Source organism: Nitrospirota bacterium (assembly GCA_016180645.1).
Taxonomy (GTDB): Bacteria; JACPQY01; JACPQY01; order JACPQY01; family JACPQY01; genus JACPAV01.
This window is the reverse complement of sequence record JACPAV010000026.1, coordinates 13340-39144: the sequence shown is the minus strand read 5'-3', so window position 1 is coordinate 39144 and position 25805 is coordinate 13340. Positions and strand designations below refer to the sequence as shown.

Genomic DNA, 25805 nt, shown 5'->3' with positions numbered 1-25805 from the left:
GGCTGCTCATTTGACCTCACGTCGGGAATTTCTCCGACGCGGTGTTCAGGGCGCCGGCGCCCTCTATCTCACTCGTTTGCTGCCCATCCGGGCCAAGTTCGCCCACGCCCAAACTAAACTACCCAAGGCGCCCTCGCCGAATGTGTTCGAAGACGCCTACCGAAGCCGATGGACGTGGGACCGGATCGAGAAAGGCACACACGGCTGGCTCAATTGCGCCTCCGCCTGCGAGTTCGATCTCTACATCAAGAACGGCCTCATCGTCCGCGAGGAGCAGACGGCGGCGTATGAGCCCGTGCGATCCGATGTGCCCGACTTCAATCCTCGCGGATGCAACAAGGGAAGTTGTTTCACCAACCTCGTCTATTCCAGCTCGCGGCCGATCCATCCGCTGCGTCGTGCCGGAGACCGGGGAAAGAACCGGTGGAACCGGGCTTCGTGGGACGAAGCCGTTACGGACATCGCCCGGCGTCTCCTCGACATCATCGAGAAGGACGGGGCGGAGTGCATCATTCACGATCTCGGCCCGCATTTCGATGTGGGGCCGACGACGGCCGCACGGGTGCGATTCTTCAACTTGCTCGGGGCCACCCTGCTCGATTCGTGGGGCGAGATCGGCGACCTCAGCTACGGCGCAGCGCTCACCATGGGGATCACGCACGTGGGTGGCACTTCGGACAACTGGTATCTCTCCGATTTCATCGTGCTGTGGAACTTCAATCCCTCGGTGACCCGGATTCCGGATGCCCATTTTCTCTGGGAGGCGCAATATCGGGGATCGACCGTCGTTTCCATCTCGCCGGAGCAGAACGCCTCGTCCATCCACGCCGATTATTGGATCAACCCGAAACCGGGCACCGACGCCGCGCTCGCCCTCGCGATGGCGCACGTCATGATCGAGGAGAAGCTCATCAACCGGGATTTTATCGCCGAGCAGACCGACCTGCCCTTTCTGGTCGATCCCGCTACCGGCACGTTTCTTCGCAAAGAAGGACAGGACGTCTACTACGTCTGGGATGCTCCATCAGGGAATCCCATCGAGACGCCGGGATCGAAAGCATCGGAAGAACGCACTCTGCGATGGCGCGGACAGCAGCCGGTCCTCGAAGGGGAATGGGATTGGGAGGGACGGCATATCACAACGGTGTTCACTCTTCTCAAAAGGGAGTTGGCGCGCTGGACGCCGGAGCAAGCCCATTCCATCACCGGAATTCATCCCGACACGATCCGATCTCTCGCACGCCGGTTTGCCGGCGCGAAGAGTGCGCTGATCATCTCTAGCTGGGGCGCGAACCGCTACTACCACAGCGACCTCATGATTCGATCAAGGATCCTCCTGGCCGCGCTCACGGGAAACATCGGCCGCCCCGGCGGCGGATTCGACGTCATCGGCTGGTTCCCCGTCGAAGGTTTCGAATTCCTGTGCGCCGCCGAAGACGCGGGCTTGCGCGGTTCGATGGGGATGATGATGCAGAAAAAGGACCTCGGACGGAACCTGTTCCGCATCGCCACCGGCCGGCAGACGGTGGCGGAGTTCCTGTATGCCTTCCAGAAGGAACATTTTGAAGGCCGGCCTCTCACATTCAACTCGACATTCAACTACGCGCACGGAGGATTGCGCGAAGTTCTCAACCGCAAAGAGTACCACGACCCGTCATACCGCAAGTCGATGGACGACATCTTCAAGGAGGCTGCGGAGCGTGGAGAAACGCCGGTGTACCCGGCGCTTTCGAAAACACCGCGTGCGTGGTTCACGGGAGGAAACAATGTGCTTCGACGAACCGGCGACTACCCCGTGCTCCTGGAAAAGCTCTGGCCGAAACTCGATCTGGTGGTGGACGTCAACTTCAAGATGACCTTCACCGGAATGTGGTCCGATTACGTTCTCCCTGCCGCCACGCCCTACGAAAAAGTCACGCTCAAATACCCCATCTCGTACGTGCCCTATCTCCACTTCTCCAGCCGGGTTGTGAGTCCGCTCGGCGAATCGAAATCGGAATGGGAGATCTATTCCCTCCTGGCGAGAGCCATCCAGGAGGAGGCCCGGCGGCGGGGGAACATGAAGTATTCGGATTTCCACGATCGGTTCTCGTTCGGCGGGCGGTTTGGTCCCGGCGAAGAAGAAAAGGTTTGCCAGGAGATCCTCACCCTCACCTACTCCACCATGGGCACCACCGTGAAGGAAATGAAACGGAAAGGCATCAAGCGATTCCGGAACTCCATGTTTGTGTCGTATCACGCGCAGACGCATTCGGATTTGAGGCGAGATCAGCCGCTCTCCCCATGCCAGGACTTCACACTTCACAAAAAGCCATGGCCGACGGCGACGGGGCGCGTCCAGTTTCTCATCGATCAGGGCCGCTTCAGGGAGGTCGGTGAAAGCCTGCCCACCTTCAAGCCGCCCGTGAACGCCGGGGGTCGTTTTCCGTTCCGGCTGACCTCCGGTCACACGCGCTGGAGCATCCACTCCATCTGGCGCGACGATCCCGTGCTGCTGAGGCTTCAGAGAGGCGTGCCCCTCCTGTACATCAGCGCCGAGGACGCGGCTCGGAAACACATCCAAGATTTCGGTTTAGTCCGGGTATTCAACGAGCTCGGTTCGTTCGAGATCCATGCGAAAGTCTCGCCCCAGCTCCAGCCCGGCCAGCTCTTTCTTTTCCACGCCTGGGAGCCGTACCAGTTCAAGCGACACCGTTCGTACAAGTCCATTCAGCCCGGCATGATCAAGCCGCTCCATTTCACGGGCCGATGGGGGCACCTCCACCAGATCATGGGCCAGGCGCAGCCGGGACAGCATGTCAATGACACGCTGTGCGATTTCGAGAGCGCATAGGGCAATGAGCCGGATCAGCATTCGGCTCAAGGCATTCGCAGGCTTAAGCCTGCGCCTACCCCGGATTGGGATCTCCGGTAGCCGCGGGCCATGTTCCATGCCGCACCATCCGTGGTGCGGCGACATATCATGGTCCCATACCCTCCGTGGCATGGGGCTTCAGCCCGCGCCATAGCGCCAGAGGTTGTTCACCATGCCGCAATTAGGAATGGTCCTGGATCTCAACAAGTGCCTCGGCTGCCAGACGTGTACCGTCGCCTGCAAGAAGTTGTGGACGAGTGATCTGGGACAGGAGGGCATGTGGTGGAACCACGTCGAGACCAAGCCGGGAGAGGGATGGCCGAGAGGCTGGGAGCGCATGAACCCCGTCAACACATCGGGGGCGGTCGGCGGGATGCCCACACCGGCCACCCTCGGGCGTCCATGGTCGTTTGGATTTGAGGAGCAGGACAACAAGGACGTATTCGGCCCAGGCGATCAGCAAGAGCCGTGGGGGCCGAATTGGGACGAGGACATCGGCGGCGGCACGTACCCCAACTCGTACTATTTCTACCTGCCGAGGATGTGCAATCACTGTGCGAATCCGGCCTGCGTCCCGGTCTGCCCCAATCAGGCGATCTACAAGCGAGAGCGAGACGGCATCGTCTTGATTGATGACACCCAGTGCAAGGGCACAAGGCTCTGCCACATGGCCTGCCCCTACAAGAAGATCTACTTCACTGAAGCGAAGGGGGTGTCACAGAAATGTATTTTCTGCTTTCCGCGGGTCGAGAAAGGGACGGCGCCCGCTTGTGCGCGGCAGTGTCCCGGTCGGCTACGCTACGTGGGCTTTGCGGACGATCCCGCCGGACCGATTCATGCCCTCGTCAAAAAGTGGAAGGTGGCTTTGCCTCTTCATCCGGAGTTCGGCACGGAGCCGAACGTGTTCTACGTCCCCCCTCGTGCCCCGGCCACGTATGATACCGAGGGGCGGCTTCAGAGCGCGCCGAGAATACCCCTCGCTTATCTCGTCCAGCTCTTCGGCGATGGCGTGCAGTCGGCTTTGGACACACTCGAACGTGAAAGGGCGGTCGCCCGCTCCGGTCGCCGCTCCGAGTTGATGGACCTCCTCATCGGCTACCGGTTCTCCGACCGATTCAGAATTCCGGTCGCAAGAGCCGAGGGGACCATCACCTGAGAACCGGCGTCTTCAATACCCGGCCAGTCGGAAGAGGAGTGAGGTGATCGCTCGCACGGGGGGGCCGAGGACGGGGCTGAAGACGTCGAGCTTGAACAGAAAGCTCACCATGAAGATGAGGAAGATCGCCTTCGAGGCCTGGACGGCGAATGCTTCATACGTTGGCAAGTAGCGTCGCGGCAGCATATTTTCCAGAACGCGGGACCCGTCCAGGGGAGGAATCGGCAGCAGATTGAATACCATCAGGTTTACGTTCAGGACCACCGAGTAGTACAGAAGCGTCGCGACCCCGCCGAGCTGATTGAACAGGAAAGGGTGGAGGGTTGACCCCCCCGGCATGAACCTCAGGACCAGCACCGCCACGATGGCGAGCAAGAGGTTGGCCGCCGGTCCCGCCGCCGCTACGAGAATCATGTCCCGCCTCGGCTTCCGAAGATGAAATACATTCACGGGAACCGGTTTGGCCCAGCCGAACTGCGCGAAGATGATCAGGATCAAGCCCAATACATCGATGTGCGCCAGCGGATTGAGAGTGACCCGCCCGGCCATTCGTGCCGTCCGGTCTCCGCATCGTTCGGCCACCCAGGCGTGGCCCAGTTCGTGAAGGGTCAGTGCCAGCAGAATGACGGGCAACGTCATCAGGATTCGACCGAGAGAGTCCACCATCTTACACCTCCGCCACTTTTCTGACTTCCGACCGGATGTCCTCCAGCCGGCGTTCGTCCTGAATCTTGCCTCTGGCCACGTCCTGCACGTAGAACACGTCGATGGCCTTTTCACCTTCCGTATTGATTTTGGCCAGCATGATGGTCATCCCCAATTCGCTGAGGCGCGTAGCGAGCGAATAGAGCAGCCCCAGCCGATCCTGCGCCTGCACTTCGATCACCGTGTGGCGAAGGGAGATTTCATTGTCCACAAGCACCTGCGCGCGCACACGGGGGAGGTACCTCTGGGGGCTCGGGGCATTGCGGAGCGTCCGGTTCACGGCTTCCCGCACGTCCAACTCGCCCGCGGACGCTTTCTTCAAATCTTCCTTCAAGGACTCCCATCGGTCCAACTCTTCGTAGAAGCGACCGCCGGAATCCTCGACATGGTAGAGATCCAGAACGCGTCCGTCCGCGGTGGTATTGACTTGAACCTTGAGGATGTTCAGCCCGTAGGACGTGAGGGTCCCCGCCAGGCGCGCCAGCAGGCCCGGCGAATCCGTGGTGCACACCAGGAGTTCGATCATCGGCCGCTTCCAGGGCCGTCGCAGGGTGGCGATGAACTTTTTCGCGCGCACTTCGGAAAGAATCTGGAGATGGCGCGCCACTTTCCAGGGTGGATTCGCCAGGATGTAGCTCGTGGGCAACGCCGCCAGCTCTTTGCGTGCCTCCTCCTCCCGGATCTTCCCTGAAACTCTTCGGACAATTTCGTCCATTCTCTCTTTGAGCCGCTGGTGTTCATCCCGGAAATCGCTGGGATTGATGATCTCGCCGACCTTGACGAACAGTTCCTGAAGGAGATTCCCTTTCCACTGGTTCCACGTGGTGGGACCCACGGCCCGAGTGTCCGAGAAGGTCAGAAGGTAGAGAAGAGTCAGACGCTCCTCGGTCTGAACAAGATCCGCCACCTGGCGGACGAGGTCGGGGTCATCCGTGTCCCGTCGGTAGGCCGCGGTGGACAGAAGGAGATGATGCTCGACGAGGAATCGTACGGTGTCGATTTCGGCATCGGTCAGGGTCATCCGGCGTCCGATGGCCTCGATCATCTCGGCTCCCCGATGGGAATGGCCTTTTCCCGTTCCCTTTCCAATATCGTGGAAGAGGAGCCCCAGGACCAGCACGAGATCGTCCGCGAGGCCTTTCGCCAGCCGCGTCAGCATGGGGAAGTCCCGATAGTATTTTCCCGTCCGTAGAAGTTTCCATTCCTGAATGGCGTGGATGGTGTGAACGTCGGTCGTGTAGATGTGATAGGCATCGTGCTGGGCTTGGCACCGGAGCGCGCCGAATTCGGGAACCAGCCGTCCGAGCACGCCCGATTCGTTCATCTGAAGCAGGACCCGCGCCGTTCCTTCCGGCGCCCTGAGAATGGAAAAGAAGAGTCGCCAAGCCTCTTGGGATGGCCGGCATTGCCGGTCCACCGCGTCCAGATGCTTCTGGCTCTCCGCGAGCGTGGCGGGGTCCACTTCCACGTTCTTCTCCGCGGCCCACTTGAAGGTTTCGATCAGGGTGTCCGGTTCCGCCAGGAACACACCCGGTTCGACCACACGCAATTTTCCGCCCGTCATGACCCAATTCCGCCCGATGGTGGAGGCGGTCTTCACGACCGGCGGCGAGAGTCGGTCCACGATTCGGTGCAGGACGCGGTCGGCAAGATGTTGGATTTCCGCGGCGCTGAGATAATAGTCTTTCATGAAGGATTCCACGGCGCCCCAGTGACCATCGTCCGGATAGCCGAAGGCCTTGGCGACACGTTCCTGCTGGTCGAAGGTCAGCCGATCGTTTTTCCGGCCCAGCGCAAAATGCAGATCGTTCCGAACGCGCAGCATGAAATCCTGGGCCCTGCGCAGCCGGGCCGCCTCCTCCGCCGTCACCGTGTCCCCCTCCTGGTCGCTCAGGCCCTTGAAAGGCCGATACACCTTCGCCGCCCACTCGAGCACATTGAGGTCCCTCAAACCGCCCGCGCCCTCCTTGATATGCGGCTCCAGCATGTAGACGGAATCGCCAAACTTCTTCCTCCCCTCTTCCATGTCCTTGAGCTTCACTCGGATGAACTCCACCGGCTCGCTGAAGATCCGCTCTCGCAGCGCCTGGCGGTATTTTTCAAGTAGGGCGGGATCCCCGGCGATCAGCCGATGGTCGAGAAGCGCGGTGCGCGCCCGATTGTCCTCACCGGCCACGTTGACGCATTCCCCCACGGTTCGGACGGCGTATCCAACTTCCAAACCGGCGTCCCAGAGAAAGTACAGCACGGAACGGATCATGTCCTCCGTCCACCGGGATTCCCCATCGGACCGCAGGAACAGGAGGTCGAGGTCCGACCACGGGCTCAGCTCCCTCCGGCCGAAGCTCCCGAGCGCGATTACCGCGGAATCGGACAAGGCCTCGGGGGGCAGGGTGGCCAGGAACCGCATGAGCCACTGATCCATAGCCGCGGAATGCCGACGAACCAGATCGATGCCCGACGTCCCGGCGCGATGGGCGGCCTCCAGCTCGCCGAGATGCGTTCGGTAGTCGGCGAGAAATCCGTCCCGCCCCGGTGGGGCGACGGACGGGCCGTTCGTCCTGTCGATAGGTGACGCCCGATTCATGATCTTGCTCCGCGAATGACGACGTGGGTTCCGGTGAGCGTGAACTTTATGCCGCGCCGCCCTTGGGTTCGTGGACGTCGATCCCGTACTGCTTGATCTTCCTCCACAAATGCGCGCGGTCGATCCCGATCGCCTGGGCCGTCCGGGCCACGTTGAATTGGAACTCCTCGAGTTTCTCCAAGATATACTTTCTCTCGAAATCCCGACGCGCCTCACGCAGCGTGAGATCCCGAATGTCCTGAAGCAGCTCGCGGTGCCGGGCCACGTCGAACCGCTTGAATCTTTCCGGGACATCTTCCTCCGAGATCACCAGTCCTTTGGACAGGACGACGAGCCGTTCGATGGCATTCTTCAGCTCCCGCACATTGCCGGGCCAGGGGTACTTCACCAGGACTTTGAGCGCCTGCGGCGAAATGGATTTTCCCGGTTGATCGGCCGCGGTCGGTCGGCCGTCTTCAGACGAGAATTCAGCAAGGAATGCGTGTGCGAGGAGCGGGATGTCTTCCGTCCGGTCCCGGAGCGCGGGCACGACGATCGGAATGACGTTGAGCCGATAGTAGAGGTCTTCACGAAATCGCTTTTGGGCGATCTCCTGCTCGAGATCCTTGTTCGTTGCGGCAATGACGCGGACATCCACTTCGACTTGCGCCGTTCCCCCCACCCGCTCAAACGTCTTCTCCTGGAGGATTCGGAGGACCTTGGACTGCGTCTTCAGGCTCATGTCTCCGATCTCATCCAGAAAGATGGTGCCTCGGTGCGCAAGATCGAACCGACCGAGCTTCATCTGCTGCGCTCCCGTGAAGGCGCCCTTTTCATAGCCGAACAGCTCGCTCTCGATGAGTTCATCCGGGATGGCCGCGCAGTTCACCTGCACGAACGGCTGGCCCGCCCGGCGCCCCAGGCTGTGCAGTGACCGCGCCACCAGCTCTTTTCCCGTCCCGTTTTCACCGGTAATCAGGACGGAGCTGTTGCTCGGCGCCACTCTCGCCACAAGATCCCTCAATTCGCGGATGGTCCCGCTGCTCCCGGTGATCTCGACCGTGGCCGCCTTCTTGGGCGCAGGACTCAGGCGCTTGCGCTCCTGCCGCTGCGTTTCGAGCGCACTCTGGATGAGGTCCAGCACGTGGTCGGCATCGAAGGGTTTCTCGATGAAGTGATACGCACCCAGCTTCGTCGCCTTGACGGCCGTCTCGATCGTGCCATAGGCCGAGACCATGAGCGTGACGAGTCCGGGGACGTCCTCCCGAACGCGCCGGAGAACTTCCATCCCGTCCATCCCCGGCATCGCGATGTCGAGAAGCATGAGGTCCGGCGCCTGACTCTTTTCCGCAACCATCTTCAACGCTTCCTCCCCGCACGATGCCGTGCGGACGGAATACCCTTCGTCTTCCAGAAGCTCCCGCATACTCTTGCGAATCTTCTCTTCATCGTCGACGACCAGGATTTTCGCCATCTCACGCCTCCAGGGGGAGTTCAATGCGGAACACGGCGCCCTTGGGTGTGTTGTCTTCCACGGTGATGACTCCGGAGTGGTCTTCGACGATGTGTTTCACGATGGGGAGACCGAGACCCATCCCTTTCTTGCCGTACGAGAAATACGGTTCGAAGATTTTCTCTCTCAGGCCCGCGGGCACCCCGATCCCCGTGTCCATCACCCGGATCACCGCCCTCCCCGCGCCGGGGACGATTTCCGTCTGGACGCTGACGCCCCCCCCCTCGCCCTGCACCGCCGTGACGGCGTTGTCGATCAGATTGATCAACGCGCGACGCATCTGCTGGCGATCGACATACAGTTCGCGAACGCCGTCCGGCGAGTAATCGAACCGGATCTCGGAGTGGGCCTGGCGATAGAGCGAGACGATCTCCTCCACCAGCGCCCGGAAATCGCACGGCGCGGGCTGGAAGGGCGGGATGTGGGCGAGGTCCGTCAGCACATTCACCAACGTCTTCATCTCTTCAACCTGGGACACGATCGTCTTGGTGCATTCGTCGAAGGCCCCCGAAGCGTCTCCGAGGAGTTGGGGGTATTTCTTCCGGAGGCGCTGGGCGGAAAGTTGAATCGGGGTGAGCGGGTTCTTGATTTCATGTCCGATCCGCCGGGCCACTTCCCGCCAGGCCATGTCCTTCTGCGCGCGGATCAGATCCGTCACGTCGTCGAATGCGACGACGATCTCGGATTCCGTTTCAGCCTTCCCCGCGCTCTCCCCCCGGTCGCGCACCAGGCGCGTCATCACCACGCTGTACGTCCTCACCCCCTGGGGCGTCTTGAACGAGAGCTCGCGGCTGAACAGATCGCGCTGTTCGGTCATCAATTGAAGAATCATTTCCGCGAGGGGTTGCGCCAGCTCGGGGAAGACCTGCGAGTAGGAACGTCCGACGCTCTGCTGGGGGTCCACATTGAACATGCGGACCAGAGGCGCGTTGACCGTGAGGAGCCGGCCCTGGGCATCGAGCGTCATGACGCCGGAAGCCACGCTCGCCAGGATGGCTTCGGTGTGCTGGGCGCGCCGGCGGACTTCCCGGTGGGCGTCCTCGATTTCGTCCGTCTTGCGTTTGAGATCGGCGCTCATCCGGTTGAAGGATTCGAGCAGCACGCCCATCTCGTCTCCGCGCTTGAGGTTGACCGTGAAGCCGAGTTCGCCCGAGGCGATTCGTTCGGTGGCGCTGGAGAGTTCCCGGATGGGCACCGTGAGCCAGCCGGAGAGGTGAAAACCGATCCACGTCGCGGCAAAGAGCGAGAGAAGCCCGATGATGGCGATGATGGGCTGCTGCTGGCTCCGGTTAAGCGGCACGCGCATCATGCGGGTGGAAAGGAATTCGTTGTAATCGTGCCTGGCCTCGCGAATTTTCCGGACCAGATTCGTGGGAACGGCGCTGCTGGCGATCAGGACTCCGCTGATTCCACCGGAGGCCGATTCGATGGGCACGGCCACCTTCACCATCTCCTGCGACTCCTCCTGGAACGGCAGGATCCGATGGACCGTGGCGCCCTTCATCGCCTCGGCGATGAGATCCTCCGGCGTTTCGAGAAACTGGCCGCCGTGGTCCACGTTCACGCGGGTGATCGACCGCCCGTCCCGCAGCCTGAGCTCGATGTGGTCCAGTTCGTACCGCTTGAGCCGTTCCGTCAGGAGATCGTGGAGCATTCGCATTTGCTCGTCCTGGATCTCGCCGAGGGCCGCCACGTCGCGGACCGCCTCCGAGGCGGACACCCGCGTCTGGTCCACCACCGATTCGTAATAGCTCTGCGCCACTTCCATCGCCTGCGAAAACGTCCGCTCCACTTGGGAGCCGAACCACGTCTGCACGGACAACCGGATGAAGTTCGAGGCCGTATACAGGAGGAACGCCATGGGGATGAACGACAGGCTGACGAATGCGATGACGATCTTCGTCCGCAGCGAACTTCCAAGCAGCCCTTTCCGCCGCTCCACAATCAGCTTGACCGTGTTGCGGAGAACAAGGAAGAGAAGGAGAAGAATCAGAAGCGCGTCGAGATTGACCAGTGAAAAGAAAAAGATCTGGGCGGAACCCGGGATGGGGAGCGGGATCAACCGGTGCTGGACATAGAGGGTGACCGGAATGACGACGCCGAGAATCGCGATGATGATGAATTCGCGCTTCCGTCGCTTTCTTTCCTTGTGCTCTTCAAGGGTCTGCTGCGTCGGTTCCGCCATGATTTTCAATGGGCAGTATACCGCCCCTGCCTTGAAAAAAGAACGCGCCGCAGGGCAGGACGGGGGCGGCTGCTTCTATGGAGGCCGAACCTCGATAGCCGCCATCGACGTCCGGCCTCGAAGAGGGAGAAAGCTACTTCAAGCGACCTAGCGTTCCCGAACGAGCGTCCGCTTCATATCGACCAGGAGCTTCTCCTGATCTTTGGTCACCTTGGGATACTTCAGATCCAGCTCTTCCAGATGCTGCACCAGAATGTCCGCCACCGTCAGGTGGGCGAACCATTTATGGTTGGACGGGATGACGTACCACGGCGCCTGCTTCGTGCTGGTATTCTTGAGCATGTCCTCGAAGCACTCCATGTAATCGTCCCATCGCGCCCGCTCGGTCATGTCGCTCTTCGAGATCTTCCAATTCTTGGCGGGGTCGTCGATGCGGGCCAGAAAGCGTTTTTTCTGCTCGCCCTTGGAGATATTCATGAAGAACTTGAGGATGACGTAGCCGTTGCGCACCAAGTACTTTTCGAGATTGTTGATGTCCTTGAAGCGATCCTCCCAGATGTCGTTGTGGATCATTGCCTTCGGCAATCTCTGGCCGGCCAGGTGCTCGGGGTGGACGCGCACAGTCAGCACCTCTTCGTAATAGGACCGGTTGAAAATGCCGATCTTGCCGCGCTGAGGAAGCGTGCGGGTCGTTCGCCATAGAAAATCGTGGTTCAGCTCCCGTGAGGACGGGGCCTTGAACGAATAGACTTCGCATCCCGCGGGATTGATGCCCGTCATCACGTGCTTGATCGCGCTGTCCTTCCCGGCGGCATCCATCGCCTGAAAGATCATGAGGACGCCGTACCGATCATCGGCGTAGAGCTTGTCCTGTAGCTTCGTGAGCCGATCGATGTCACGAGTCAGCTTGTCCTTGGCCGCCTCATGATCCACGTGCTTTCCCGTGAAACTCGGATCGTAATCTTTCAGGGAAACTTTTCTGCCGGGCTTGACCTGGAATTTGTCGATATTCACACCACACCTACCCTTTGTTGGGATCTCGCCGACTGGGCGGAACTGACATGGTGTGGGAGTATAACAGACGGGGTTCCGCTTTTACATTGCAATTCATTCCGGATGGACCATACTTGGTGACGGATCATGTCCAGGACCATCGTCATCGGCGACGTGCATGGATGCTACCGAGAGTGGGTGGAGCTCCTGCGGGTGTTGGAGGTCAAGCCCGAGGATCGGCTGATCTCCGTGGGGGACCTCATCTGCAAGGGACCCGACAGCCACGCGGTTTTGGAATCCGCCATCGCCCTCCCGAACCTCGAGTGCATCCTCGGAAATCACGAAACCCGATTCCTGGGATATTGGAAGAACGGAGGCAAGGAATTCTCCAAGCCCTACGACAAGGAGGCGATGGAGCAGCTCAAACCCGATTTCGAGCGGTACATGAAATTCGTCTCCAAGTGGAAATGGTACGTCGAGCTCGACGGCGCCACGACGGCAAAGCCGTCCCGCGACGGGCCGGATGCCCCAAAGCGGGAAGACATGATTGTCGTGCATGCGGGTGTTCGGAACGGAATCGCACTGGAAAAGCAGACGCTGGAAGACCTCACCACCCTCAAACGTCTGCCTCCGGACAATCATCCGTGGTACGACGACTACAAGGGCACTAAGACGATCGTCTTCGGCCACTATCCACAACGGGAGCCTCTGGTCCGCGACCGTCTGATCGGGCTGGACACGGGGTGCGTGTACGGCGGAACATTGACTGCGCTGGTCCTCCCGGGCCGGAAAATCGTCTCGGTCCCCGCCGAGAAGGCCTACTACAAGAAATCCCGCTCGTAGTATAATCGGTGACCGTATACTCTATTTGATGTAATATAAGTATACTGTCACCGATTATACTCTAGAGCGGGATGTTCATGAGGGAGGCGACGCGCTGCTGGAGGTCCTTGGCCACCACCCAGATCGGGCGATTGGCGTTGATGACCTGAAACCCATACACATCTTTCATTTTCAGGAACTGCTGGCGCATCCGTTTCTGGTAGATGATGAAGCTGTCGAACACGTTGTCGTGCAGTCCGATGTCCATGCCCGATTCCCAGTAGTCCAGCGTGGGATTTTTCGCGAAGTTCCGCTCAAGGAGAATTTGGGGCGAGACGGAAAGATAGAAGACGGAATCGGGAATAAGCGCAATGTGATAGAGGTTGGTCAGCCACTCCGGTTCGACGCCCCGCACGAGCTCGCGGGCCATCAGGGTGTAGATGTACCGATCGGCGAGCACCACAAATCCCGCGCGGAGCGCCGGGACGACCACGTGTTCGAGCTGATCCGCAAAATCGGTCGCATAAAAAAGCCCCATGGTGATCTTGCCGAGCGTGTTCCCCTGTTTCGCCAGCTCCAGTTCCTGACCCACCAGGGTTGACCTCTTGATCCCGAAGGTGGTGACGGCGTGTCCATGGCCTTCAAGCCACGGTTTGAGAATATCGATCAGGGTCGTCCTCCCGCTCCCGTCCGCTCCCTCGATCACGATGAGTTTTCCCGCCAGTTTGCTCAGATCCACGCCGGGAATTCCATGGCCGTAGAATCGCTTGATCGAGTTCCCACCTGAACTGCCGGAGGAAACGGGTCCCGTGGGCTTCGAACCCGACGGGCCGGCCGCAGGGCGGTTTGATTCAGCCGGCGTCGTCACGCCGCGAGCCTCCCGACGGCCCTCGGGGGCACTTTCCACCGGTAGCGGTCCAGCGCGATCCGCTTCTGCACGATCTGCCTCATCTGCTGCTGCTGTTTCTCCACGGGCTGCGTGGCATCGATGACCACGAAACCGAATTCCTTCTCCATGGATACGTACGCATCATGGATGCGGGACTGAAAAATGCGGAAACTTTCCTCGGGCACGGGCGAAAGGTTCAGGTCCATGCCCGCCTCGTGGTATTTCAATTTCGCGCGCCCTTCCAAGATGCGACTGACCGCGGTCTCGGGGGCGAGCTTGAAGAAGAAGGTGATATCCGGCGGGGCGGCGAACCGATAGACGCTCCGAACCCAATGGGGATGGCATCCCCGAACGCCGTCCCGCGCGAAGGCGGTGAACGTGAATCGATCGCACAACACCACGTAGCCTCCGCGCAGGAGAGGGGCGATCTGCCTCTCGTACCGGTCGGCAAAATCCGTGGCATGGATGAGCGAGAAGGTCGTGGGCGTCAGCAACTTCTGTTTCTTGGCCTTCTTTGTGGCCGGTTTGACGAGCAGCGAGGAGTTCCACTCGGTGAAGTACACCTTGACGTGCATGGAATCGAGCCACTGCTTCAGAAGCTGCATCTGCGTGCTCTTTCCGGAGCCGTCGAGTCCTTCGACGGCGATCAGTCGGCCGGGTTCAATTGCCATGGACTAAACAAACGCTCGCATCTGCTTCGGCGCGAGAAAGAACTTGAGGACACCGCGACCCTTGGGAGGCATCTCGGCGATATCTATTCGGCAGAGGCCCCCTTTCTTGAAAACCATGGCGACCTGCGACGGCGAACCGCTGAGCAGAACGGATGCCGTCCGGCTCATATCCGGCTCATGGCCAACGAGCAGGACCCGCGCCGTGGAATTCTGGCCCGCGAGGATGGCCAGCAGCTCAGAAGCGTTCCCTCCAGGTGCTAGGGGTTTGCACTCCTCGAGGCGGGTAAGTGACCATCCGTACACCTCGGCCACGATCTGGGCGGTCTGCCTCGCCCGAACCAGAGGGCTCGTGTACATCCGGTCGAACCGTACGCCGATTTTCTTCAGGCCCGTGGCCGCGCGGCGCATGCGGATTTTGCCCTTGGTACTGAGCGGGCGGTCTTCGTCGCGTTTGAGGGCCGGACTCAAGGGGAGCGCGGAGGCGTGTCTCAGGAGATAGACTTCCACAGCTTTGGCTCCGCTTCTACCATCTTGCGCACCTTTTTTCCATGAGCGGACTCCATTTTTTCGGCTTCATCCAGGATTTCACGCACACCTTGTGTCCACGTTGCCCGATCCAGGGGCGCGGCTCCCCCTCGCTCGGACGCCGCCCGCACTCCGTGCCCCTCCCGCACCTGCCGCAGCCAGAGGGAAAGCACTTCCAGGTCGTGAAGGGCTCCCAGCCGTCCCTGGAGCTTGGCCAATCGTTCGAGCGTGGCATGTTCCCCGGTACCGTGATGCTCGTGATAAATTTCTTCGCCGTACCGCAACTGTTTGACGGCGATTCGAAACATGTGGAGGTCTTTCTTCCGCCCGCGATTCAGATAACGCTTCCGACGCTTCCGCGAACGCTTCCGGAGCCGCTCCACCTGTGTGCGCCCCATCTCTTCCAGAGCTTCGGGCGTGGCATGCACGTGCGGCATCGAGAGAATAATCCGCACCTCCTGCCCCATCCTCTGCAAATGGGACTGGCGAAGAACTTCAAGGCATCGGAGCGCCGCCTCCTTGCGTTCCCTCAACGCCACCGCCTCCAGTCGCCGCCTCACGGCACGCGATTCAACGGTCTTGAGTCCGTCCATCTGGTGGAGGAGAACCGCCGTCACGTCCCAACTGCGGACCGTTCCCAGCGACTCCGTGAGGGCCTGCAACTGGCGCCGGATCCGTTTGATTTCCGGAACGTGATAGAACGGCATGACGTATCGGAGCGCCACCCGCAGCCGGCGCGAGGCCACCCGCGCCTGGTGGATCGCCTCGGGCGTCGGGGATTCCATCGCCGATTTCCCCCAGCGCAAGAAGCGCGACAAGCGGACCTGAGTGGGGTGGATGGCCGACCAGAAGGTGTTGGGCGAGCGGGTTTGCACGGTGCGCCATCCTACGGGCAAGATCCGGTGAAGTCAAAACAACGGATTGCAAATCCCCCCCCACCATGCTACAGGGGCGACATGTTTGACAAACTTCTTCCCAAGAAACGAGAATTCTTCGACGCCTTCGAGCTTCACTCCGCCAAAACACTCCAGGCCGCGCAGGTGCTTCTGGAGATGTTCAAAACCCCCAAGGACCTGGATCTCCGGACCCGCGACATCGAGGAGCTGGAGCACGCGGGAGACACGATCACGCACGACACGATGGCCCTTCTCCACAAGACCTTCGTCACGCCGCTCGACCGCGACCAGATCCACGAACTGATGAGCTGTCTGGATGATGTTCTCGACCTCGTAGACGCTGCTGCGGAATTGGTTGTCCTCTATGAGATCAAAGAGATTCCCCCCGAGGCGCGCGCCCTCGCCGACGTGCTCGTGCGCTCGGTGGATGCCGTCAAAAAGGCCGTCGAAGGGTTGAAAGACTCGAAGAACAACGAGGATGTGCTGAGGACCTGCATCGAAATCAACCGATTCGAAAACGAGGCCGACCAAATTCTTCGCCGCGCGGTCGCCGGACTGTTCAAATCCAAGGGGGACCCGCTCCTCGTCATGAAGTGGAAGGAAATCTACGAGCAACTTGAAACGGCCACGGACCGCTGCGAAGACGTGGCGGATGTCATTCAGGGCATCATCCTCGAACGGGCGTAGAAGTGAAGACGGCCGGATCCCCCAGAGATTGCTTCGGTCCGGGCCAGGACGCCCGTCCCTCGCAATGACGCAGACGACGGGTCATTGCGAGTGAAGCGAAGCAATCTTTTCAAACGGCAATCATGACGCCCGAGTTCGCCCCCCTCCTCTGGATCGTCATCCTGGCGGCACTGTTTTTCGATTTCGTCAACGGCTGGAATGATTCCGCGAACGCCATCGCCACGATAGTTTCCACGCGCGTCTTGCGCCCCCTTTGGGCGGTCCTGATCGCCGGCGCGCTCAATTTCATCGGAGCCCTCATCTCCGTAAAAGTCGCCAAGACCATTGGGGGGGGGCTGGTCGATCCGACGATGGTGACCCATCAGGTTGTGCTGGCGGCCATGGTGTCCGGCGCCCTGTGGGTCACGGTATGCACACTTCTTGGACTTCCCATCAGCGGATCTCACTCCCTGATCGGCGGCGTGATCGGTGCGGTCCTCGCCGGCCACGGGTCGGAGGCCCTGAAGATGGGTGGCATTCGAACGGTGCTTCTCGCCCTGTTACTTTCCCCGATCCTCGGGTTTCTCCTCGGCTACGTGCTCCAGTACATCACCTATATCGCCGCCTCGCGGATGTCCCCGGCGCGCGTGAGGAGCGTCTTCTCCAGGCTCCAACTCGTGTCCATGGGCTATATGGCGATTCAACACGGCCAGAACGACGCGCAGAAGGTCATGGGCGTCATCACGATGGCGCTCATCGCGGGCGGACACTGGCCCGGCATCGACGCGGGCATCCCCCTCTGGGTCAAACTGATTTGCGCCATGGCCATGGGCATCGGAACGGCCGCGGGAGGTTGGCGGGTGATTCGAACGTTGGGGATGAAACTCGCTCACCTGCAACCGATTCATGGATTTGCCGCCGAAACCGCCGCGGGAAGCGTTCTTCAACTGGCCGCCTCGTTCGGCGTCCCGGTCAGCACCACCCATACCATCACGGGTTCGGTCATGGGCGTCGGGGCCTACAAGCGACTCTCGGCCGTGAAATGGGGAATCGGGGCGAAAATCGTCTAACAGAATGCGTAGGGGAGGGTCTTCAGACCCTCCCGACAGGAGGGAGCATCTGAAGATGCTCCCCTACGAATCGGCATTCTGTTAGACGCTCTAAGCCTCCGTTCAGCTTCACCGCTGAAGCTGAACGGCCCGGAGAACGTTCCTCATCAGCATGGCCACGGTGAGGGGGCCGACGCCTCCCGGCACCGGCGTGATCGCCGCCACCTTCTTCTCCAGCCCCGGAAAATCCACGTCTCCCACCAGCTTGCCCTCTACCCGCGTGATCCCCACGTCGATCACGACCGCCTTGGGAGAAACGTCATCAGCCTTCAAGAATCCGGCCCGCCCGACGGCTACGATAATCACGTCCGCACGCCGTGTATGCTCCTCCACGTCCCTCGTGTGAGAATGACACGTGGTCACTGTTGCATTTCGCCCGAGCAAAACGGCCACGAGCGGGCGGCCCACGATGGGACTTCGTCCCACGATGACGACCTCGCGGCCCTGGAGAGGCAGGCCGTAGTGGTCCATCAACGCAAGGACCCCTCCGGGTGTGCAGGGAACGAAGTTCGGCCGCCCCGCGAATAGTTTCCCGACATTGAAGGGGTGGAATGCATCCACGTCCTTCATCGGCGACACAATCTCCTGAATCCGCAAAGGGTCGATCTGGGGAGGAAGGGGAAGCTGCACCAGAATCCCATGAATGTTGGGCGAATCGTTCAGCTTGAGCACGCGGTCGACCAACTCCTCCTCTTCGATGGTGGCGGGAAGCTCCATGCGGGTGGATCCGATGCCCACTTCGGTGCAGGCCCTCTCCTTCTGACCCACGTACACGCGGGAGGCCTCGTTGTCCCCCGCAAGCAGAACCGCCAGATGCGGATGGACGCCTTCCTCCCGCTTGAGCCGGTCCACCTCGGTCTTTACCTCCTGCCGGATGTTCGCGCCGAGGGTGCGGCCTTCCAATATCTTTGCCATGGGCAGGAGGTATCATATCCATTAGGTTGACGCCAACTCACCCGGTGGGTAACTTAGTTGCCGGCACTCCAACCCATGAAAAATGTTCAGACCCGAATCGACGAACTCCGCCGACTGATCGTACAACACGACCACCGGTACTACGTTCTGGACTCGCCGGAACTCGAAGATGCAGAGTACGACGCCTTGTTCCGGGAGCTCGTCCAACTCGAATCCGCGCATCCGGAGTTCGCCTCGTCCGACTCCCCCACGCAGCGCGTGGGCGGCCGCCCGCTCGACAAGTTCGGCCAGATCCGCCACAGCGTCCCGATGCTCAGCCTTGAAAACGCTTTTTCGGAGGAAGAAGCGCGGGAGTTCGACGAACGCATCAAGCGGTTCCTCGCCACGAAAGAGGAGATCGCGTACGTCATCGAGCCGAAACTGGACGGTCTGGGCATCGAACTGGTCTACGAGTCGGGCCGACTCGTCTCCGGATCGACGCGGGGCGACGGCGAAGTGGGTGAGGACGTGACTCAAAATCTCAAGACGGTGCGCGCCATTCCCCTCCGTCTCCGCGCCGGCCCCCCCCCTCCCCCCCCCCGGCTGGAAGTCCGCGGTGAAGTCTTCATGAAGCGAAACGATTTCCTGGCCTTGAATGAACGCCAGGAAGCCGAAGGGGAAAAGACCTTCGCCAATCCGCGGAACGCGGCGGCCGGATCCCTGCGGCAGTTGGATCCGGCGATCACCGCGCGTCGCCCGCTGAGCGCGTACTTCTACGGCCTTGGAGCCGAAATCGGCCTCGCCTCTCATTGGGACTTGTTCCAACGGCTCCCATCATGGGGCCTGCCCACCAATCCGCTCAATGCGCTCTGTCCAAACATCGGCGAGGCCGTCGAATCCTATCATCGCCTGCGTGAAAGCCGGGCCACACTTCCCTATGAATCGGACGGTGTCGTCTTCAAGGTGAACGATGCGCGTCTACAGCGGAGACTCGGCGAAGTGTCGCGTCATCCCCGCTGGGCGATCGCGTTCAAGTTCCCCTCGGAGGAAGCGGTCACCCGAATCAAGCAGATTCAAGTTCAGGTGGGCCGGACGGGTGCTCTCACACCCGTCGCCCTGCTGGAACCGGTCCGCCTCGGAGGCGCCACGGTCAGCCGCGCCACGCTCCACAATCAGGATGAAATCGACCGAAAGGATGCCCGCGCGGGCGACTGGGTGTTCGTGAAACGGGCGGGGGACGTGATCCCCGAGGTGATCCGCGTCGATCTCGGCCGACGTTCCCCCGGAAGCCGGCCGTTCAAGATGCCGGATTCCTGTCCGGTCTGTGGATCGGTCGTGGTGCGACCCGAAGGCGAAGCCGCACATCGCTGCGTCAATGCGGGCTGTCCGGCTCAGGTGAAGGAGCGGATCCGGCATTACTGCTCCCGCGATGGGATGGACATCGAGGGGCTGGGCGACCGGTTCGTAGATCAGCTCGTTGATAAGAATCTCTTGAAAGATGTGCCGGGGATCTACACACTGCGCGCGGAGGATTTCTTCAAGTTGGACCGGATGGGAGAAAAACTGGCACAAAACTTTCTCGATGCGATCGGGAGGAGCAAGTCGCGCCCCATGGACCGCTTCATCTTCGCTCTCGGAATCCGGCACGTCGGCGATCATCTCTCCCGCGTACTGGCGCAGAGATTTCCGTCGATCGAACGGCTCGAAGCGACGCCCCTGGAGGACCTTCAGGCGATCCGCGACATCGGTCCCGAGGTCGCCCGGAGTCTTCGTGCCTTCTTCGAGCAGCCTGAGAATCACCGCATGATCCGCGCGCTGATTGAACGGGGCGTTCGACCGACGCCGGTCAAGCCGCCGGTCGATTCCCCGATTTCAGGGAAGACGTTTGTACTGACGGGCGAGTTGCAACAGTGGTCCCGCGAGGAAGCGGAGCGGCAGATTCGAGAGGCGGGCGGACGCGTCACGTCCACCGTCAGCCGAAAGACCGACTACGTGGTGGCCGGTACCCATCCAGGAACCAAGGCGAAGAAGGCAGGCGATCTGGGCGTTCGCATCCTTCAGGAATCGGACCTGCGCAAACTCCTGGAGCCGACATGACCCTCCAATTGACCAACAGCCTTACGCGGCGGCTCGAGCCGTTCGAACCGCTTCGGAAGGACCGCGTGGGAATCTACGTCTGCGGCGTGACGGTGTACGACGATTGCCACATCGGCCACGCGCGCGCCGCGGTGGTGTTCGACACACTCGTGCGCTACCTCCGGTTCAAGGGCTACCCCCTCACGTACGTTCGGAATTTTACGGACATCGACGACAAGATCATCCAGCGCGCGCAGAAAGAAGGCGTCGAGTGGTCCGAAATCGGCCGACGCTACGTGGAAGCCTACTACCGGGACATGGGGCCGTTGAATCTGTTGAAACCGGACGTAGAGCCGAAGGCAACGAACCACATCCCGGAGATGATCCGGCTCGTGGAAACGCTCGTCGCCAAAGGACTGGCCTACGAATCGGGCGGCGACGTGTATTTCGCGATCGACAAGTTTCCCTCCTATGGCAAGCTCTCGGGCAAACGGACGGAAGATCTTCTGGCCGGGGCCCGCGTCGAGCCGACGGATCTGAAGCGCCACCCGCTCGACTTCGCGTTGTGGAAAGGAAGCAAGCCCGGCGAACCTTCTTGGCCGAGCCCCTGGGGACCCGGCCGCCCCGGCTGGCACCTCGAATGTTCCGCCATGAGCATGAAATACCTGGGAGAGTCCTTCGACTTGCACGGCGGCGGACTGGACCTCATATTCCCGCATCACGAAAATGAAATCGCCCAGAGCGAGGGGGCCACGGGCCGGCCGTTCGTCCGGATGTTTCTCCACAACGGCTTTGTCAACATCCGGGAAGAAAAAATGAGCAAGTCGGTCGGCAACATTGTCGGCCTCAAGGACATCTACAAGGTCTACACCCCCGAGGCGCTCCGTCTCTACCTGCTATCGGCCCATTACCGCTCGCCTCTGGATTACTCGGACGAAAGCTTGCGGCAATCGGAACAACGTACTTTCCGGATCTATTCGCTTCTGCGGAAGGTGGCGGCCTACACGGCGGGCGAGCACGAACCCTACGTTCTGCCCGAGGCCGCTCGCCGGTTCGAGGAGGCCATGGACGGCGACCTGAACAGCCCCGCGGCTCTAGCCGTCCTCTCCGAAGCTCTCGACGAGATGGGCTCACTCCTCCAGGAGAAACGGCACGCGGGAACGGCCGGCCACCTGACGGCGTTGGGCCACACCCTCTTGCACCTCGGAGGCGTCCTCGGCCTCTTCGCCACCGCGCCCGTGGCCTACATCGAACGGCTCACCCGAAATCATCTCCATCGCCTCGGATTGAATGAAACCATGATCCGGGAGCAGATCGATCTCCGGGCGGCGGCGCGTTCCGCCAAGGATTGGTCGCAAGCCGACGCCATTCGAACGTCACTCCTCGGTCAGGGCATCGCCCTGGAAGATTCTCGCGAGGGGACCTCATGGCGCGTGGAACTGTAGCGGAGCGGCGCAGGGACGGAAGTGGGTAGCCGCAGGCTTCAGCCTGCGTCGGGGAGCGCACCCGTAAAGGGTGCGGCTACCGATATCAACAACCGAGAAGCACCCTTCAAGATCGTGTCGCCGTTCGAGCCGAAGGGCGACCAGCCGCGGGCCATCGAGGAGCTGTCCCAGGGCCTCTCAGCCGGAAAACGGCACCAGGTCCTCCTCGGGGTCACCGGCTCCGGAAAGACGTTCACCATGGCGAACGTCATCGCGCGCGCCAACAAGCCGGCCCTCATCATCGCCCACAACAAGACTCTGGCCGGCCAGCTCTACAACGAATTCAAGGAGCTTTTCCCGGAGAACGCCGTCGAATATTTCGTGAGCTACTACGACTATTACCAGCCGGAGGCGTACATCCCGACGAGCGACACGTACATCGAGAAGGATTCCTCGATCAACGACGACATCGACAAGCTTCGACACAGCGCCACGCACTCGCTCCAGACGCGAAACGACACGGTCGTCGTCGCCAGCGTCTCCTGCATCTACGGCCTCGGGGCGCCGGACGCCTACAGCGAGATGGCCGTGCGGCTGGAAAAGGGCCAGAACGTCGGGCGCGAGAACGTCACGCGGAAGCTCATCGAGATCGCCTACACCCGGAACGACATCGATTTCCGCCGGGGCACGTTCCGCGCGCGCGGGGACGTTCTGGAAATCTTCCCCGCCTACGAGGACGAACGCGCCGTCCGCGTGGAATTCTTCGGCGACACCATCGAAACCCTGTGGGACATCGATCCCCTGCTGGGACGGAAGATCTCCCGGCTCGATCGCGCCGCCTTGTACCCCTCCAGCCACTACGTCACGCCCGCCGACATGATGCAGAAGGCGCTCAAGGCCGTGGAGAAGGAGCTGATTGAACAAGTCACCGCGTTCAAATCCAAGGGAATGCTCCTCGAGGCTCAGCGCATCGAACAACGAACTCGATACGACGTCGAGATGCTCCAGGAAATGGGTTTCTGCAGCGGCATCGAGAATTATTCACGACACCTCACCGGCCGTCTTCCCGGCGAACCGCCCTACACTTTGTTTGATTACTTCCCAAGAGATTTCCTCCTCTTCATCGATGAGAGCCATCAGACCGTCCCCCAGCTTCACGCGATGTACCTCGGCGACCGCACGCGCAAAGAGACCCTGGTCCGCTACGGTTTTCGACTCCCCTCCGCGATGGACAACCGCCCTCTCAGCTTTGAGGAGTTCGAGCGACGCGCGCCGCAGGCGATCTACGTTTCAGCCACCCCCGCCGATTACGAACTCCGGAAGTCCGGAGGGGTGGTCGTGGAACAGGTCATCCGGCCGACAGGCCTGGTCGATCCCGCTTTGGAGGTTTTGCCGGCATCCCATCAGGTGGATCATCTCATCGGCGAAATCCGAAAACACACGGCACAGGGGGACAGAGTTCTCATCACCACGCTGACCAAGCGGATGGCCGAGGAGCTGACGGAATACCTTCGCAACATCGGCATCCGCGTTCGATACCTGCATTCGGACGTGGAGACGCTGGAACGGATGGATCTCATCCGCGACCTTCGAAAAGGCGAATACGACGTCCTCATCGGCATCAACCTCCTGCGCGAAGGACTCGACATTCCGGAAGTGTCTCTCGTTGCCATTCTGGACGCAGACAAGGAAGGATTCCTTCGCTCGGGGCGCTCGCTGATCCAAACGGTCGGCCGGGCGGCACGCCATGTCCGCGGCACGGCCCTCCTGTATGCGGACCGTCAAACCGATTCAATCAAGAAGACACTCGACGAAACCGGCCGACGCCGAAACATCCAGTTGGCGTACAACCAGGAACATGGGATTACGCCGGAATCGGTTCGGAAGAATATCCGCGACATACGCGATTCGGTTTGGGAACAAGATTACTACACGATCCCCACGGAGAAGGAGATCCTGCCCGTGGCCGAGAAACGATCGTACTATGGAAATCCGGACAAACTGGGCAAGGCGATCGAGGAGCTTCGAAAACAGATGCGGGAGGCGGCGGGACGGCTCCAATTCGAGAAGGCCGCCGAGATCCGCGACAAGGTGAAGGAGCTTCAGAAACTCGAATTGACACTTCGGGAGAATCCCCACCCGTATTCTCCGATGGAATGACCGGCACGGGTTCGCGATCCCGAGTTCTCCTTCCGGCCGCGGTCCTCGGCTTTTGGCTCTTCTTCTTCCTCGCCTACCCCTACCGGCTCCTGCACGACGATTCTACGTTTAGCGACATGCTCCAACACAAATATTTCATCTATCACCCGGGGGTGCGGTTCTCCCGATTGCTGCACGACGCCCTGGTCTACCTCCAGGGCTACCTCGATCCTTCGATGGAGAAAGCGATTCTCGTTTCACTCCTGGGCCATTTGCTCGCCGGCTGGGTCGCCTGGCGGTACCTCATCCCGCGGATGAAACCGGCCGCCCGCCTCGCGGCCTCGGCGGGACTTGTCGCATTCCTGGTCCACCCCGTCTCGCTCCAAACGGTCGTCCACGTCTCCCAACGGGGCGAGATTCTGGGCGTCCTGTTCATGGCGTCGGCTCTCGCCCTCTTCCTGGAATGCCTTCGGAGCGGAACCACGCCGCGCCGGTGGGTCATCCTGACGGCGTTCAGCGCCGCCGCGATGGCCTCGAAGGAATCGGCCGCCCTGGTCCCCATCTCGCTCACCCTTGTTCTCGCCTATCGAAGCCGATCCCGTGCGGGCTGGGTGGCCGTCGGCGCCGCGGGGATCATGCTCGCCGCCGGCGTCTACAACCACCCTTTCTCCAAATCGAACATCCAAAACGAGGAAAATTACCGACGAAGCAAGGCTTTCCACGAAGCCGTTTTCCAAGGCCGGGAGATGACGAACGAAGATTCCCTTTTCTACCCCCTGCGCACTCCCGCGGAGAACGTCCGCCTTCAAGCCGCGCTCGTCCCGCTCATCCTGAAGGACGTCTTTTTCCCGTTCGCCGTGGTGAAGGACTACGGCCACTTTCCTTTCGGGAGGCAAACCTACACGTGGAAACCGCCGTGGATCTGGGTGGGACTGACGTGCATCCTTGCCGGCACCGCCTGGCTGCTTCGCCGAAGGCGCGCGGTCACACTCCCCGAATGCGCGCTCGTGATATCCCCTCTCCTCCTGTACTCCGTCTACTGGGCCACCATTCCGTACGACCCGCTGATGCTGTACCGGCTGTATGGCGTGGTGTTTCTCACGCTTGTGGTCGCGCTACCCCACGCCTTGGACCTTCGAACTCCTCGCAATGACATCGTAGGGGAGAAGAGGGAGCCTGGTAGGGGAGGACCTTCAGGTCCTCCCAAGATGAGGGAGCAGCTGAAGCTGCTCCCCTACTCCTTGGCTCTGACGATCGTCCTCGCAGGCATCGCCCGCGGGTGGGAGATGGCCGATCCCGTCCGCGAAACACGCTTGGAGCTGAATCGCCAGCCCTACAACAGCCGCCTCTACGCCTTCGCGATGCAGGAGCGCATTCGCGCCGGAGAAACGGTCGACTGCCGCGCCGCGCTCGCCCCGGCGCTAAAGCTCGCCCCGAGCACCAGCGCCATCTACATCGAATGGGCGTGGTGCCTCGATCGCCAAGGTCGCGCCGAGGAGGCCCGTGAGTTCGCAAGGAAATCGCTCGAACAAGAATCCGTGGAGGGCTACGTGCGGCTGGCCCTCGACTACCTGATGACTCCGGAAGGCGCGCAATTGGATCTCCCCAAGATCCATCCGTTCAATCGCTTGTTCATTCCGATTTCCCCCGTGCCTCTCCCCGCACCGACGCCCTCCGGCCCGTAGCCCTCCCTCCCCCGGCGTCCGGTTGAGACAAAGCGGC

General features: G+C 61.1%; 19 protein-coding genes. 9 read left to right on the top strand and 10 right to left on the bottom strand.

What is annotated here, in order from left to right; translation table 11 throughout:
* Nucleotides 1–10: 10 nt before the first annotated feature.
* Nucleotides 11–2833 carry a molybdopterin-dependent oxidoreductase gene (locus tag HYT87_15220; protein ID MBI2061089.1) on the top strand — a complete coding sequence of 941 codons (2823 nt, stop codon included), beginning with the start codon at nucleotides 11–13 and terminating at the stop codon, nucleotides 2831–2833.
* Nucleotides 2834–3041: 208 nt separating this feature from the next.
* Nucleotides 3042–4010: a 4Fe-4S dicluster domain-containing protein gene (locus HYT87_15215; protein MBI2061088.1), complete on the top strand. Its 969-nt coding sequence runs from the start codon at nucleotides 3042–3044 to the stop codon at nucleotides 4008–4010.
* A 12-nt stretch (nucleotides 4011–4022) separates the two neighbouring features.
* On the opposite strand, the gene HYT87_15210 is transcribed toward HYT87_15215, so the two are convergent.
* The 5 genes from HYT87_15210 to HYT87_15190 form a co-directional block, all read right to left on the bottom strand.
* On the bottom strand, nucleotides 4023–4676 hold the full coding sequence (locus tag HYT87_15210; GenBank protein ID MBI2061087.1) for a site-2 protease family protein: 654 nt from the start codon (nucleotides 4674–4676) through the stop codon (nucleotides 4023–4025).
* Between the two features lies 1 nt (nucleotide 4677).
* Nucleotides 4678–7302, bottom strand: a complete 2625-nt coding sequence (glnD, locus tag HYT87_15205; protein MBI2061086.1) for a [protein-PII] uridylyltransferase — start codon at nucleotides 7300–7302, stop codon at nucleotides 4678–4680.
* A 46-nt stretch (nucleotides 7303–7348) separates the two neighbouring features.
* Complete coding sequence (locus tag HYT87_15200) at nucleotides 7349–8755, bottom strand: sigma-54-dependent Fis family transcriptional regulator (GenBank protein ID MBI2061085.1); 1407 nt, start codon at nucleotides 8753–8755, stop codon at nucleotides 7349–7351.
* A 1-nt stretch (nucleotide 8756) separates the two neighbouring features.
* Complete coding sequence (locus HYT87_15195) at nucleotides 8757–10979, bottom strand: HAMP domain-containing protein (protein MBI2061084.1); 2223 nt, start codon at nucleotides 10977–10979, stop codon at nucleotides 8757–8759.
* Between the two features lie 147 nt (nucleotides 10980–11126).
* Nucleotides 11127–11993 (bottom strand): polyphosphate kinase 2 family protein, encoded by an 867-nt coding sequence (locus tag HYT87_15190; protein MBI2061083.1) that lies wholly within the window; start codon nucleotides 11991–11993, stop codon nucleotides 11127–11129.
* Nucleotides 11994–12119: 126 nt separating this feature from the next.
* Here HYT87_15190 and HYT87_15185 point away from each other — a divergent pair, with 126 nt between their 5' ends.
* Nucleotides 12120–12815 (top strand): metallophosphoesterase, encoded by a 696-nt coding sequence (locus tag HYT87_15185; GenBank protein ID MBI2061082.1) that lies wholly within the window; start codon nucleotides 12120–12122, stop codon nucleotides 12813–12815.
* Between the two features lie 61 nt (nucleotides 12816–12876).
* Here HYT87_15185 and HYT87_15180 read toward each other — a convergent pair whose 3' ends face one another.
* The 4 genes from HYT87_15180 to HYT87_15165 all read right to left on the bottom strand — a co-directional run bounded on the left by HYT87_15180 (nucleotide 12877) and on the right by HYT87_15165 (nucleotide 15754).
* Complete coding sequence (locus tag HYT87_15180) at nucleotides 12877–13566, bottom strand: thymidylate kinase (GenBank protein ID MBI2061081.1); 690 nt, start codon at nucleotides 13564–13566, stop codon at nucleotides 12877–12879.
* 92 nt (nucleotides 13567–13658) lie between these two features.
* On the bottom strand, nucleotides 13659–14354 hold the full coding sequence (gene tmk / locus HYT87_15175; GenBank protein MBI2061080.1) for a dTMP kinase: 696 nt from the start codon (nucleotides 14352–14354) through the stop codon (nucleotides 13659–13661).
* Nucleotides 14355–14357: 3 nt separating this feature from the next.
* A complete protein-coding gene (gene sixA / locus HYT87_15170; GenBank protein MBI2061079.1) occupies nucleotides 14358–14861 on the bottom strand; it encodes a phosphohistidine phosphatase SixA in 504 nt (167 codons plus the stop codon).
* Nucleotides 14843–15754, bottom strand: a complete 912-nt coding sequence (locus tag HYT87_15165) for a CHAD domain-containing protein (GenBank protein ID MBI2061078.1) — start codon at nucleotides 15752–15754, stop codon at nucleotides 14843–14845. The genes sixA and HYT87_15165 overlap by 19 nt, the downstream gene beginning before the upstream one ends.
* An 81-nt stretch (nucleotides 15755–15835) precedes the next feature.
* Between HYT87_15165 and HYT87_15160 the strand changes: the two genes are divergently transcribed.
* Together HYT87_15160 and HYT87_15155 are read left to right on the top strand one after the other, a co-directional pair.
* A complete protein-coding gene (locus tag HYT87_15160) occupies nucleotides 15836–16462 on the top strand; it encodes a DUF47 domain-containing protein (GenBank protein ID MBI2061077.1) in 627 nt (208 codons plus the stop codon).
* A gap of 122 nt (nucleotides 16463–16584) precedes the next feature.
* Nucleotides 16585–17511: an inorganic phosphate transporter gene (locus HYT87_15155; protein MBI2061076.1), complete on the top strand. Its 927-nt coding sequence runs from the start codon at nucleotides 16585–16587 to the stop codon at nucleotides 17509–17511.
* A 108-nt stretch (nucleotides 17512–17619) separates the two neighbouring features.
* On the opposite strand, the gene HYT87_15150 is transcribed toward HYT87_15155, so the two are convergent.
* The gene (locus HYT87_15150) at nucleotides 17620–18465 is read right to left on the bottom strand and encodes a bifunctional 5,10-methylenetetrahydrofolate dehydrogenase/5,10-methenyltetrahydrofolate cyclohydrolase (protein ID MBI2061075.1); all 846 of its coding nucleotides are present in this window, start codon (nucleotides 18463–18465) and stop codon (nucleotides 17620–17622) included.
* Nucleotides 18466–18540: 75 nt separating this feature from the next.
* Here HYT87_15150 and ligA point away from each other — a divergent pair, with 75 nt between their 5' ends.
* The 4 genes from ligA to HYT87_15130 all read left to right on the top strand — a co-directional run bounded on the left by ligA (nucleotide 18541) and on the right by HYT87_15130 (nucleotide 25768).
* Nucleotides 18541–20541, top strand: a complete 2001-nt coding sequence (ligA, locus tag HYT87_15145) for an NAD-dependent DNA ligase LigA (GenBank protein ID MBI2061074.1) — start codon at nucleotides 18541–18543, stop codon at nucleotides 20539–20541.
* Nucleotides 20538–21965 carry a cysteine--tRNA ligase gene (locus HYT87_15140; protein MBI2061073.1) on the top strand — a complete coding sequence of 476 codons (1428 nt, stop codon included), beginning with the start codon at nucleotides 20538–20540 and terminating at the stop codon, nucleotides 21963–21965. Before ligA ends, HYT87_15140 begins: the two co-directional genes overlap by 4 nt.
* Before the next feature lie 84 nt (nucleotides 21966–22049).
* Nucleotides 22050–24104, top strand: a complete 2055-nt coding sequence (uvrB, locus tag HYT87_15135; GenBank protein MBI2061072.1) for an excinuclease ABC subunit UvrB — start codon at nucleotides 22050–22052, stop codon at nucleotides 24102–24104.
* Nucleotides 24101–25768: a hypothetical protein gene (locus HYT87_15130; protein ID MBI2061071.1), complete on the top strand. Its 1668-nt coding sequence runs from the start codon at nucleotides 24101–24103 to the stop codon at nucleotides 25766–25768. Before uvrB ends, HYT87_15130 begins: the two co-directional genes overlap by 4 nt.
* The last annotated feature ends 37 nt before the right edge of the window (nucleotides 25769–25805 follow it).